The organism is Agromyces molybdatiresistens (genome assembly GCF_052748445.2).
The window spans coordinates 312369-325358 of sequence record NZ_CM188258.1 but is presented as its reverse complement, the minus strand read 5'-3'; the positions used below and the strand labels follow the sequence as shown (position 1 = coordinate 325358).

The window sequence follows — 12990 nt, the reverse complement described above, 5'->3', positions numbered from 1 at the left end:
CGCCGGCGAGCCCGTCACGGAGCGCCGTGCGCGACGGCGAGGATCGCGGCCGTCTCCGGCGGGAGTTCGAGCATGCGGTCCGGGGTTCCGGCGGCGGCGAGCAGCGGGTCGGTCGCGAGCAGCATCTCCGCGGGGCCCTCGAGCTCGACGGCCCACGGTTCGGTTCCGAGGTTCACGAGCACCACGACCCGTTCGTGGCCGTCCGGGGCTCCGCGATCCATCCGGAATCGGCCGGACGCGTCATCCGCCCAGGCCGTCGTGTGCTCGAACGACGGGTCGGTCAGCTCGGGCCGCGCACGACGCAGCGTGAGCAGCCGCCGGTGCAGGTCGAGGAGGCGCGCATGCGCGCCGTCCCGATCCGCGGGCTCGGCCCAGTCGAGCTTCGACCGTGCGAACGTGGCCGGATCCTGCGGGTCCGGCACGACCGACTCGTCCCAGCCCATGCGCGCGAACTCGGCGATGCGCCCCTCGGCGGTCGCGCGGCCGAGGTCGGGCTCGGGATGCGACGTGAAGAACTGCCACGGCGTCGAGGCGCCCCACTCCTCGCCCATGAAGAGCATGGGCGTGAACGGCGACGTCAGGTTCAGCACGGCGGCGAGCGCGAGACGCCGTTCGCCGAGCGCCGGCGAGAGCCGATCCCCGGTGGCGCGGTTGCCGACCTGGTCGTGGTCCTGCGTGAAGGTGACGAGCCGCCAGGTCGGCACGGCCGGGTCGATCGGCCGCCCGTGGTCGCGGCCCCGGAACGACGAGTACGTGCCGTCGTGGAAGAAGCCGCGCGTCGTCGTCTTCACGAGCGCCTCGAGCGGCGCGAAGTCGGCGTAGTAGCCGACCGTCTCGCCGGTGAGGGCGACGTGCATCGCGTGGTGGTGGTCGTCGCTCCACTGCGCCGTCAGTCCGTACCCCCCGGCCTCGCGCGGCATGATCAGCGTCGGGTCGTTGAGGTCGGACTCGGCGATGAGCGACAGCGGGCGCCCGACGTGCGCCGAGAGCGCATCGGCGTGCTCCGCGAGCTCTCGCAGCAGGTGACGGTCGGACCGGTCGCGCAGCGCATGCACCGCGTCGAGCCGGAGCCCGTCGACGTGGAGGTCGCGCAGCCACATCATCGCGTTCTCGACGATGTAGCGGCGCACCTCGGGCTCGTCGAGGTTCACCGAGTCGCCCCAGGTGTTGCGTTCCGCGGTACGCAGGTACGGCCCGAACCGGGGCAGGTGGTTGCCGCTCGGACCGAGGTGGTTGTAGACGACGTCCTGGATGACGGCGAGCCCGCGCGCGTGGCACGCGTCGACGAAGCGCTGGTAGGCGGCCGGCCCGCCGTAGCCCTCGTGCACGGCGTACCAGAGCACGCCGTCGTACCCCCAGTTGTGGGTGCCGTTGAACGCGTTGACGGGCAGCACCTCGACGAAGTCGACGCCGAGGTCGACGAGGTGGTCGAGTCGATCGATCGCCGAATCGAGCGTGCCCTCGGGCGTGAAGGTCCCGATGTGCAGCTCGTAGACCACGCCGCCGGCGAGCTGACGGCCCGTCCACGCGGCATCCGCCCACGCGTGCGCGCCGAGGTCGAAGGCCGCGCTCAGCTCGTGCACGCCCTGAGGCTGCCGGAGCGATCGCGGGTCGGGCAGCGCGCGATGCTCGTCGTCGAGCACGAAGCCGTACTCGTCGCCGGGCTCGAGTTCGATGTCGGCGCGCCACCGGTCGCGATCGTCGCGGACCATGGGCACGTCGGGTCGGCCCGGGCGACGGAGCGCCACGCGCGTCGGGATCGGGGCCCAGAGCTCGGGGATCATCGGGCGGACTCCTCGTCGTCGCGGCGGACGTCGCGGCCGGGCGCGTCGGCGGTGTCGGGGCCGGATGCCGCGGGCACGAGCAGCGCGACCGGATACGCCGCGAGCACCTCGGCGAGCGCGAGCGCTCCGCCGTCGAATCGCCGCCCGGTGAGCAGGTCGACCACGGGCCCGCCCGCGGTGAGCACCGCCGTGTCCGCCCACGCGCCGGGCGGAGCGGATGCCGCGGGCTCCGCGCCGACGCGTGCCGCCAGACCGGCCGGCAGGCGGGTCGCCACCGTCACGGCGCCGCCGCGGTCGAACGCGATCGCGTGGCGCGAGGCATCGCCGACGACCTCGAGCGGCCGATACCGCGTGAACCACGCGGGGTGGTCGCGGCGGGCGCGGAGCGCACGCGAGGTGACCAGGAGCTTGGCGGCGCCCGTGGCATCCGTCGCGGGGAGATCACCGCGCCGTACGGCGGCGTCGAGGTCGGCGAGCATGCGGCGCCGCAGTGCGACGTCGACGGGTCGCCGGTTGTCGGGGTCGACCAGGCTCGTCTCCCACAGCTCCGAGCCCTGGTAGACGTCGGGTACGCCCGGCATGGTCAGTTGCAGCAGCTTCGCCGAGAGCGAGTTCGACCAGCCCGCGGGCGCGAGCCAGGCCACGAGGGCGTCGAGGCGCTCGCGCACCGCCGGAACGTCGTACGCCCGGTCGATCACGTCGTGCATGCGACGCTCGAACGGCTCGTCGGGCGTGGTCCAGCGCGTCGAGACGGATGCCTCGCGCGCAGCCTTCTCGGCGTACGCGTGCGCACGCTCGCGCTCGAGCGGCCAGGCGCCGACGATCGCCTGCCAGAGCAGCGCGTCGAACGGACCGTCGCCCGTCGATCCTGCCGTCGCGCGGAGGCCGTCGAGCTCGATCGACCACCGCTCGGGGATCTCGGCGAGCACGTCGAGTCGCGCCCGGACGTCCTCCCCGCGCTTGGTGTCGTGCGTCGAGAGGGTGGTCATGGAGTGCGGCCACGCGGCGTGCCGTCGAACCTGCCGTTCGTGGAAGCGTTCGACGGGGATCGCGAACTCCGACGGATCGCCGCCCACCTCCGTGAGCGAGCCGAGTCGCGTGTACCGGTAGAACGCCGTGTCCTCGACGCCCTTGGCCATGACCATCCCGCTCGTCTGCTGGAAGCGGATCGCGACCGGGTGCGCCGGGTCCGCCAGCACGGGCAGCAACGCGTCGACGGCGCCGGCGAGGTCTGGCCGATGTCCACGCGCGAGCTTCGCCGCCTCGGCGAGATGCGCCGCACCCGCAGGCAGGTACGACCGGTACACGGGGAAGCAGGCGAGCAGCTCGGCGAGCGCGTCCGCGGCGTCGGCCGGTCGCGGCTCCGGCAGCATCCGCTCGAGCCGGAGCACCTCGCTGCGGAGGATGCCGTCGGCGATGCCGCGCTTGGTGCCGTGGATCATCTCGTGCCAGTCGACGGGGCCGTCGATGCCGGTCTCGGCGCGCAGCCTCGCATCGAGCGCGTCGAGCGCCGCCTCGCCGTCGGGGTCGACGAGCACCCGGTCGACGTCGGCGAGCGCGTCGTACCCGGTCGTGCCGTCGGTGCGCCAGTGCGGCGGCAGCGGCTCGTCGCCCTCGAGGATCTTCTCGACGAGGAGGTACGCACCGGCCGTGGCCTCCGACAATCGCCCGAGGTACGCACCGGGGTGTGCGAGACCGTCGGGATGGTCGACGCGCAGGCCGTCCACGAGTCCGTCGTGGATCCAGCCGACGATCGCCTCGTGCGTCGCGTCGAACACCTCGGGCAGCTCCACCCGGACGCCGGCGAGCTCGTTGACCGCGAAGAATCGCCGGTAGTTCAGCTCGGCGTCGGCACGCTGCCAGTGCACCAGCTCGTAGTGCTGGCGGGCGTGCACCGTGAGCGGGTCGGCGCAGTCGTCGGCCGAGCCGGGCGCGAGCGGGAACCGGTGCTCGAAGTACCGCAGCTCGCCCCGCTCGATGCGCAGGTCGCCCGCGGCGGCCGCCTCCTCGACCGTGCCGCCGAGCACCGGCAGCCGGACCTTCCCGCCCGTGAGCGCCCAGTCGACATCGAAGGCCTCGGCGTGCGGGGAGTCCGGGCCGAGCTGGAGCAGGCTCCACCACCACGGGTTCTGGGCGGCGTCCGCGACCCCCACGTGGTTGGGCACGATGTCGACGAGGATGCCGCGTCCCGCGCGGTGCGCGGCGTCCGCGACCGCCGCGAGGCCCGACTCCCCGCCGCGGGCGGGGTCGACGCGGTCGTGCGCGACCACGTCGTACCCGTGGTCCGAGCCGGCGCGCGACGGCAGGATCGGCGAGAGGTAGAGCCAATCGGCGCCGAGCGCGTCGAGGTAGTCGACGACGGATGCCGCGTCGTGCAGGTCGAACGCCGGGCGCACCTGCAGCCGGTACGTCGAGCGCGGCTCGCGCGCGGCCGGTCCCCGCGAGTGCGGCGGCGTTCCGGCGCGCTCGTCCGACGCCCGCCCCGCGGCATCCGGCGTCACCTGCCCGCCTCCGACTTCGGGGCCGGCGCCTCGTCCTTCGCGGCGGCCACCATCGCGGAGAGCGATGCGGCGACCGAGTGGTCGACCTCCTCGGGTGTCGGGTCGTGCTGGCAGAGGACCACCAGCGATCGCTGCTCGAGCGGGATCACGCCGCCCGGCTGGACGGGGGTGCTGTCGGCCTGCCGGCCGGCGGTGTCGATGAGCACCTCCCACTCGGGCGAGAGCTCGTGCTCGGGAATCGTGAACTCGACGGTGTCGTCGTGCGCATTGAAGAGCACGATGAAGTGGCGGTCGACGATGCGCTCGCCGCGTCGGTCGCGCTCGCGGATGCCCTCCCCGTTGAGGAACACGCCGATCGCCTTGCCGAATCCCGCATCCCAGTCCTCGGGCGCCATGGTCGACCCGTCGGGGCGCAGCCACACGATGTCGGGCACCGGGCCGCCCTCCGGCTGCCGGATCGGCCGCCCGTCGAAGAACCGGCTGCGCCGGAACGTCGGATGTTCGGCGCGCAGCTTCGCGACCGCCGCCGTGAACTCGATGAGCGGCTGGTCGGCGTGGTCCCAGTCGATCCAGCTGAGCGGGCCGTCCTGCGCGTAGACGTTGTTGTTGCCCTGCTGCGTGCGACCGAGCTCGTCGCCGTGCGAGAGCATCGGCACGCCCTGCGAGAGCAGCAGCGTCGCGATGAAGTTGCGCTGCTGGCGCGCGCGGAGCGTCAGGATCTCGGGGTCGTCGGTCGGGCCCTCGACGCCGAGGTTGTACGACCGGTTGTGCGACTCGCCGTCGTTGCCGTCCTCGCCGTTCGCCTCGTTGTGCTTCTCGTTGTACGAGACCAGGTCGCGCAGCGTGAACCCGTCGTGGGCGGTGACGAAGTTGATGGATGCCACGGGCCGCCGCCCCGAGTGCTCGTACAGGTCGGCGGAACCGGTGAAGCGCGACGCGAACTCGCCGAGCGTCGCCGGTTCGCCGCGCCAGAAGTCGCGCACCGTGTCGCGGTACTTGCCGTTCCACTCCGTCCACTGCGGCGGGAAGTTGCCCACCTGGTAGCCGCCGGGGCCGACGTCCCACGGCTCGGCGATGAGCTTGACCTGCGAGACCACCGGGTCCTGTTGCACGAGCTCGAAGAACGTCGACAGCTTGTCGACCTCGTAGAACTCCCGGGCGAGCGTCGATGCGAGGTCGAACCGGAACCCGTCCACGTGCATCTCGAGCACCCAGTAGCGCAGCGAGTCCATGATGAGCTGCAGCGCGTGGGGGTGGCCGACGTTCAGCGAGTTGCCGGTCCCCGTGTAGTCCATGTAGTACCGGGGCTCGTCGTCGACGAGGCGGTAGTAGGCGGCGTTGTCGATGCCCCGCATCGAGAGCGTCGGGCCCAGGTGGTTGCCCTCCGCGGTGTGGTTGTAGACGACGTCGAGGATCACCTCGATGCCGGCCGCGTGCAGGGACTTCACCATCGCCTTGAACTCCTGCACCTGCTCGCCGCGCTGCCCCGCCGAGGCGTACGCGTTGTGCGGCGCGAAGAACGCGATCGTGTTGTAGCCCCAGTAGTTCGACAGGCCCTTCTCCTGCAGGGTGCCGTCGTTCACGAACTGGTGCACGGGCATGAGCTCGATCGCCGTGACCCCGAGCTTCTTCAGGTGCTCGATGACGACCGGGTGGCCGACGCCGGCGTAGGTGCCGCGGATCTCCTCGGGCACGCCCGGCAGCGTCTGCGTGAGGCCCTTGACGTGCGCCTCGTAGATGAACGAGGCCGCGTAGGGCGTCCTGGGCTGGCGGTCGCCCGACCAGTCGAAGAACGGGTTGGTGACGACGCCGAGCATCATGCTCTTCGCCGAGTTCTGGTCGTTGCGCCTGCCCGGGTCGCCGAACTGGTAGCCGAAGAGCGACTGGTTCCAGTCCAGCTCGCCCTCCACGGCCTTCGCGTACGGGTCGAGCAGCAGCTTGTTCGGGTTGCACCGCAGGCCGCGCTTCGGATCGTTCGGTCCGTGGACGCGGTAGCCGTAGCGCTGGCCGGGCTGCACCTGCGGCAGGTAGGCGTGCCAGATGAACGCGTCGACGTCGATGAGCTCGACCCGCTCCTCGCGGCGCCGCTGGTCGAACAGGCAGAGCTCGACCTTCTCGGCGACCTCGCTGAAGAGCGCGAAGTTCGTGCCGTTCCCGTCGAACGTCGCGCCGAGCGGGTAGGTGGAGCCGGGCCAGCTGTGCATTCATCCCCCAACGGTGAGCCTCCGGCCATCGTAGGGGGCGGATGTCCCGGGCGCCCCGCCGGTTGACGCGGGCGGGCTCGACGTGGTCACGCGGCGGAGCCATGCGCCGGCGCAGTCCGAGGCGGTCGACGGCGACACCGCGCGACGGCGCGGTCGGAGACGCCGACGGCCGGGGCGCGATTCCTCGCGCCCCGGCCGCCGGTCGTGGTGGAGCAGCCCCTACTCGGAGTCGGACTCCGCGTCGCAGGATGCGGCGACCGCGCTCGACGCCTCCTGGACCGCGGTCTGCTGCGCGGCGAGCTCGTCCGGGTCCTGCTCGACGGTCATCACCGACGGGTCCTCCTCGGACGGCACCTCGGTCAGGCCGTCGGCGTACGTCGACACCTCGTTGAGGGCGGTCTGGAACCCGCCGAGCGCGTCGATGAGCGCATCGTCGTCGCCGGCCTCCTCGATCAGCGCGTCGGTCCGCTCGGACGCCTCGCCCAGGTAGTCCTGGAGGCCCTCGAGCGAGGACGGCGCGGCGATGTTGTTCTGGACGCCGTTCGAGATGTCGCGGACGTCCGCGGCGATCGTCGTGCAGCTCTCCTCGCCGGACGCGGTGTCGTCGCCGCCGCCGGTCGCGCAGCCCGTGAGCGCGAGGGCACCGGCGAAGACCAGTGCTGCGGGCATGGTGAAACGTCGCATACTGCAACTCCCCCTGTTTCTCGGTTGAACAGATGGAGCATAGTCCCCCGCACCGACATGCGCCCACCCCCGGCGCTCGGCGGGGCGGATGGGTTCAGTCCCCGATCAGCGCCCCGATCCGCGGCGGCACCGACGCATCATGCAGGGAGGTCGTGTCCCCCAGCGGCCGGCCCTCCGCGAGGTCGGCGAGCGGGCGGGGCATGATCCTGCCCGATCGGGACTTCGGCGGGGTCCGGGACGAGCCGATGTCGCGGTGGCTTCGCGATCGGCCCGATCGGCCGCGTCGCAGCCAGAGGCTCTCCGGGAATGCGGAACGGCCGCGATCGCTCGCGGCCGTCCGGCTGGAAATCCTCTGCGGAGACGGCGGGATTTGAACCCGCGGTCCCCTTACGGGGACTCCACCTTAGCAGGGTGGTGCACTCGACCGGACTATGCGACGTCTCCTCGCGGACACCCGAAGGCGAACGCGACTGCCATCATAACCGGCATCCCGCCGAAAAGACGATTCGAGGTGCGGATGCCGCGGGCGGCCGCCACCCGCGGGCACGGGTGGCGCCGCGAGCCGACCGGCGGCTACTGGTCGGCGAGCGTGCGGCCGGCGGAGCAGCGGGTCTCGGCGGCGGTCTGGCCGGTGACGTCGCTCGGGAGCGCCTGCTCGGTGGGCTCCGGCGCCGTCGTCTCGGTGGGAGCCTCGGCCGCCGGTTCCTCGGTCGTGGTCCCGTCGGTCGGCGTCTCGGCAGCCGGCGCCTCGGTCGGCGTGGCGTTCGGGTCGCCGCTGGAGGTGAACGTCGCATCCTCCGCCGCCGTGGGGTCGAGCACGACCGGTGTGTCGTTCTGGAGCGCGAGGTTCACAAGCTCGGCCGACTCGGTGGGCGCGACCGCGCCGCCGCCTTCGACGTAGCCGGTCGGATACTGGATGAACGCGATCTTGGAGAGATCGGTGTCCTTCAGCGCCTTCGCGATCGAGACCATGCGCGTCGGGTCGTTGAGGCTGTCGGAGAGCTGCATGTTGGACAGCGCGGCCTTCGCGATGCCGTAGAGCTTCACGGGGTCGGTGTAGGTGCCGTCGCTCTGGAGCTTCCGCGCGAGCGCCGACAGGAAGACCTGCTGGTTCGAGATGCGGCCGAGGTCCGATCCGTCGCCCACGCCGTGGCGCGTGCGCAGGAACTGCAGCGCGTCGATGCCCGACAGCGAGTGCGTGCCCGGGTCGAGGAACATGCCCGTGTACTCGTCCTCGATCGGCTCGGCGACGCAGACGTCGACGCCGCCGATGGCCTCGGAGAGGCCCGCGACGCCCATGAACTGCACGACGCCGGCGAAGAGGATCGGCACGCCGGTCAGTTCGGAGACCGTCTTCACGACGCACGGCATGCCGCCGTACGAGAGCACCGAGTTGATCTTGACGTCGTACTGCTCCCAGAGCTCCTCACCGGACTCCGGGTCGGTGCACCCGGCGGGAACGTCGACGAGCATGTCGCGCGGGAAGCTGATGACCTCGACGTGCGAGTGGTCCTCCGAGACGTGCATGAGCATCGTCACGTCGTTGAGGACCGCGGTCTCCTCGTCGGGATCGCCGAAGCCCGTCCCCTGGCCCGCGCGGCTGTCGCTGCCGATGACGAGCAGGTTGAGGCCGCCCTCTATCGCGCCGACGTCGGGCACGCCCTCGAGCTCCTGCTCGTTGCCGAGGGTGACCGTCGGCTTCGCCGTCGAGGCGAGGTCGAACGCGGCGTACGCCGCCACGGCGGCGCCCGAGGTGAGCACCACGGCGACGACCGATGCGAGCGCCTTGGTGAGCGTCCCCCAGACACCGTTGTTCCGGAGGCGTCCGTGGCGCGTGCTCGAGGCGGCGTCGGGTCGCGAGGTCGACTGCGGGGCGGGGCGGGTCACTCGGTCTCCTCTCGGGGTCTCGGTCGGTCTCTGGCGGTGCGTCGTCATGCCGGATCTTCGGCGGAGGGCGTGGGATTCGAACCCACGAGGCATTGCTGCCCACTGGTTTTCAAGACCAGCTCCATCGGCCGCTCGGACAGCCCTCCTCGCCCCGCGCGCCACCGTTCCGCGTTTCCGCGGCACGTCGACGGGCTGGGCAGGGCCGATTCTAGCCGAACCGCATTCTGAACAGGTTTCCACGCCGCTGCTGTGAGTGTCCTGAACCGCCAGGGCGAGATGAAGGGCGAATCCCCCGATCAGCCCGAATTCGCGGAACCGCAGCGCACTTCGGCCGCGGTCTGCCCGCTGACGTCGCCGGGCAGCGCCTCGGTCGTCGGCCCTGCGGTCGGTGCCGGCGTCGCCGGGTCCGAGGACGCCGCAGGCGCCTCCGGCGTGGCGGATGCCTCGTCGCCGGGCGTCTCGGGCGCGTCATCCGCCTCGTTCGGGTCCACCGTCCCGAACGGCGTGTCCTCGTTCGCGTCCGGGTCGAACTGCAGGGCGACGTCCTGCTGCAGTGCGGACGCCACGACATCGGCCGATTCGCCGGGCACCACGGCGCCGAAGTCGTCGGTGTAGGCGGTGGGGTACTGGATGAAGACGACCTTGTCGAGATCGGTCGACTGCAGCGCCCGTGCGATCGAGACGAGCCGCGGCAGGTCCTGGAGCCCCGACGACAGCGTCATGTTCGTGACGACGGCCCGAGCGATGCCGTAGAGCTTCACCGGGTCGCCGAGCGTGCCCGCCGACTGCACCGTGCGCGCCAGCGAGGCCAGGAAGGTCTGCTGGAGTGCGATGCGGGCGAGGTCGCTGCCGTCGCCCACCGCGTGACGGGTGCGGAGGAACGCGAGCGCCTCGTACCCCTTGATCACGTGCGACCCGGCGTCGAGCACGAGGCCCGTGTAGGCGTCCTCGATCGGGTCGACGACGCAGACCTCGACGCCGCCGACGGCCTCGGAGAGTGCGGCGACCCCGTCGAACTCGACGACGCCCCCGACGGGGATCGTGATGCCGAGCATCTGCTCGAGCGTCTTCGCGATGCAGCCCAGGCCGCCGTCGTTCAGGATGGTGTTGATCTTGACGCCGTAGCGTGCGGCGTAGCCGGGGGCCTCGGGATCGTCCGGGTCGGGGCAGGCGGGGACGTCCACGAGCAGGTCGCGCGGGAAGCTCACGACCTCGGCGTGCGTATGGTCCTGCGAGATGTGGAGGAGCATCGTCACGTCGTTCAGCACGCCCGACTCGAGGTCCGGGTCGCCGAACGCGCCGCTCTCCGGCCGCTTGTCGCTGCCGACGAGCAGGAAGTTCAGCCCGCCCTCCATCGCGCCGATGTCGGGCACGCTCTCGAGCACCTGCTCGCTCTCGAACCTCACGCTCGGCTTGGCGGCCACCGGCGTGACGATCGAGCTCACGGCGAATGCCGCGACCGCACCGGATGCCGCGAGCAGGACCGCCAGCGCGGCCCCGACGCCCTTCGCGATCGCCCGACCGGCCGTGCGCCGAGGCAGGCGACCGTGGTGGGCGGGCGGGACGGCCGCCTCGGTGAGCACCGGAGGGAGGCGCGCGCCGGAAGGCGCCGGCGGCGGGATCGCCGCGGGCAGCCGGACGTCGTCGCCCGACGCGCCGTCATCCGCCGCCGGCGTGTCGTCCTGCGGTGCGTCCACCAGATCGCTCACGCGTGCCCCCGTTGGCGATCCTAACCACGATCGGCCCGATCGGGGCGGGAACACGGGCCTGCGGGTCGTGGTCCGAGCGCGGTCGGGGTGAGCCGAACGCTGGGTCCTGCCGCGAGCCGTCGTGGGCTCAGGGCAGCGAGTCGAGCACGGCTGCCAGGCCCGCCTCCTCGATGCGGCCCGTGCGCTCGTGCGCCGCGGCGACGACCTCGGCGGGCGCCTGCCCCATCGCGACGGCGCGGCCGGCGGCGCCGGCCCAGTGGAACATCTCGATGTCGTTGCGCCCGTCGCCGACGGCGATCACGCGCCGCAGCGGCACGCCGAGCCATCCACGCACCCGCTCGAGCGCCGTGGCCTTGTTCACGCCGTCCGGGGCGATGTCGAGCCACGCGGTCCAGCCGATCGCGTAGCTGACATGGTGCAGGCCCATGCGCTCGACGAGCCCGAAGAACTCGTCGAGGTCGTGGTCGACCGACGTGGCCACGACGCGCGTCGCGGGCTGGCCGAACAGGCCCTCGAACTCGACCTCGCGCGCGCGCTCGAGGTTCCAGTCGGACATCCCGCGGGTGAAGAGCCGGTACCCGTCGGCGAGTTCGACGAGGAACCGCCCCTCGGGCAGCTCGTCGCGGATCCGCAGCAGCACGTCGGTCGGGTCGAACGTCTCGACGTGCGCCTGGGCCCACCCGTCCGGCGAGGACGGATCGCGGCGCATCGTGATCGCGCCGTTCGCGGTGACCACGTACTCGGGCTCCAGGCCGAGGTGCTCGAGCACGGGCCGGGTCGTCGACCAGGAGCGCCCGGTGGCGAGCGTCACGAGGTGGCCGCGTGCGGCGGCGGATGCCACGGCCTCGGCGACCGCGGGATCGATCGATTCGTCCTCGTGCATGATCGTGCCGTCGACGTCGAGGGCGACGAACCAGCGATCGTCGGGCGCGGCGGTCATCGTGCGACGGGGCGGAGCACCTCGAGGCCGCCGAGGTACCCGCGGAGGGCCTCGGGCACCACCACCGAGCCGTCCTCCTGCTGGTGCGTCTCGAGGATGGCGACGATCCAGCGCGTCGTGGCGAGCGTGCCGTTCAGCGTCGCCACGGGCGCCGTCTTCCCGCTCCCGGTGCGGTGGCGGATGTCGAGGCGGCGCGCCTGGAACGTCGTGCAGTTCGAGGTCGACGTGAGCTCGCGGTAGGCCTGCTGCGTGGGGACCCACGCCTCCACGTCGTACTTGCGGGCCGCGCTCGAGCCGAGGTCGCCCGCGGCGACGTCGATCACGCGGTAGGCGAGGCCGAGCGCCTGCAGCATCTCCTCCTGCCAGGCGAGGAGCCGCTCGTGCTCCTCCTCCGCGTCGGCGGGGTCGACGTAGCTGAACATCTCGAGCTTGTCGAACTGGTGCACGCGGATGATGCCGCGCGTGTCCTTGCCGTGGCTGCCGGCCTCGCGCCGGTAGCAGGTCGACCAGCCCGCGTAGCGGATCGGCCCGGCCGACAGGTCGAGGATCTCGTCGGAGTGGTACCCGGCGAGCGCGACCTCGCTCGTGCCCGTGAGGTACAGGTCGTCCGCCGGCAGGTGGTAGACCTCCTCGGCGTGCGCTCCCAGGAAGCCCGTGCCCTGCATGATCTCGGGTCGCACGAGCGTCGGCGTGATGAGCGGCGTGAAGCCGTTGCCGATCGCCTTCTCGAGCCCCATGTTCATGATGGCGAGCTGCAGACGTGCGCCGACGCCCTTGAGGAAGTGGAACCGGGCTCCCGACACCTTGGCGCCGCGCGCCATGTCGATGCCGTCGAGCAGCTCGCCGATCTCGAGGTGGTCGCGGGGCTCGAAGCCGAACGCGGGGATCTCGCCGACCTCGCGGAGGACCTCGAAGTCCTCCTCGCCGCCGGCGGGCACCCCGTCGACGACGACGTTGCCGATGCGCTGCACCGCGGCGGCGAACGCCTCCTCGGCGGCCGAGGCGTCGGCGTTCGCCTGCTTGACCTTCGCCGCGAGCTCCTGCGCCTGCGCGACGAGGGCGGCCTTCTCCTCCTTGGGGGCCTTCGCGACCTGCTTGCCGAACGCGTTCTGCTCGGCGCGGAGCGACTCGAACGCGGTGATGGCGGCGCGTCGGGCGGCATCCGCGGACACCGCATCGTCGACGAAGGCGGGCGACTCGCCGCGCGCCTCCTGCGAGCGCTTGACCAGGTCGGGGTTCTCGCGGAGCAGCACGGGGTCGATCACCCGAGCAAGTGTAGCC

Annotated in this window: 8 protein-coding genes and 2 tRNA genes; all 10 read right to left on the bottom strand. The window is 72.1% G+C overall.

What is annotated here, in order from left to right; genetic code table 11:
• Nucleotides 1-14: 14 nt before the first annotated feature.
• On the bottom strand, nt 15-1784 hold the full coding sequence (gene treZ / locus ACULK2_RS01525; RefSeq protein ID WP_445969809.1) for a malto-oligosyltrehalose trehalohydrolase: 1770 nt from the start codon (nt 1782-1784) through the stop codon (nt 15-17).
• Nucleotides 1781-4180, bottom strand: coding sequence for a malto-oligosyltrehalose synthase (gene treY / locus ACULK2_RS01520; protein ID WP_501045005.1), 2400 nt, complete (start codon nt 4178-4180; stop codon nt 1781-1783). Before treY ends, treZ begins: the two co-directional genes overlap by 4 nt.
• A gap of 101 nt (nt 4181-4281) precedes the next feature.
• Nucleotides 4282-6489: a glycogen debranching protein GlgX gene (gene glgX / locus ACULK2_RS01515; RefSeq protein ID WP_445969807.1), complete on the bottom strand. Its 2208-nt coding sequence runs from the start codon at nt 6487-6489 to the stop codon at nt 4282-4284.
• A gap of 219 nt (nt 6490-6708) precedes the next feature.
• A complete protein-coding gene (locus ACULK2_RS01510) occupies nt 6709-7158 on the bottom strand; it encodes a hypothetical protein (RefSeq protein ID WP_445969806.1) in 450 nt (149 codons plus the stop codon).
• A gap of 370 nt (nt 7159-7528) precedes the next feature.
• Nucleotides 7529-7617: transfer RNA gene (locus tag ACULK2_RS01505), tRNA-Ser, on the bottom strand.
• A gap of 129 nt (nt 7618-7746) precedes the next feature.
• Nucleotides 7747-9060, bottom strand: a complete 1314-nt coding sequence (locus ACULK2_RS01500) for an LCP family protein (RefSeq protein WP_445969805.1) — start codon at nt 9058-9060, stop codon at nt 7747-7749.
• A 61-nt stretch (nt 9061-9121) separates the two neighbouring features.
• Nucleotides 9122-9206 (bottom strand) — tRNA-Ser (locus ACULK2_RS01495).
• Between the two features lie 150 nt (nt 9207-9356).
• Nucleotides 9357-10769, bottom strand: a complete 1413-nt coding sequence (locus ACULK2_RS01490) for an LCP family protein (RefSeq protein WP_445969804.1) — start codon at nt 10767-10769, stop codon at nt 9357-9359.
• Nucleotides 10770-10896: 127 nt separating this feature from the next.
• The gene (locus ACULK2_RS01485; protein WP_445969803.1) at nt 10897-11709 is read right to left on the bottom strand and encodes an HAD family hydrolase; all 813 of its coding nucleotides are present in this window, start codon (nt 11707-11709) and stop codon (nt 10897-10899) included.
• On the bottom strand, nt 11706-12974 hold the full coding sequence (serS, locus tag ACULK2_RS01480; RefSeq protein WP_445969802.1) for a serine--tRNA ligase: 1269 nt from the start codon (nt 12972-12974) through the stop codon (nt 11706-11708). The genes ACULK2_RS01485 and serS overlap by 4 nt, the downstream gene beginning before the upstream one ends.
• Nucleotides 12975-12990 lie beyond the last annotated feature (16 nt).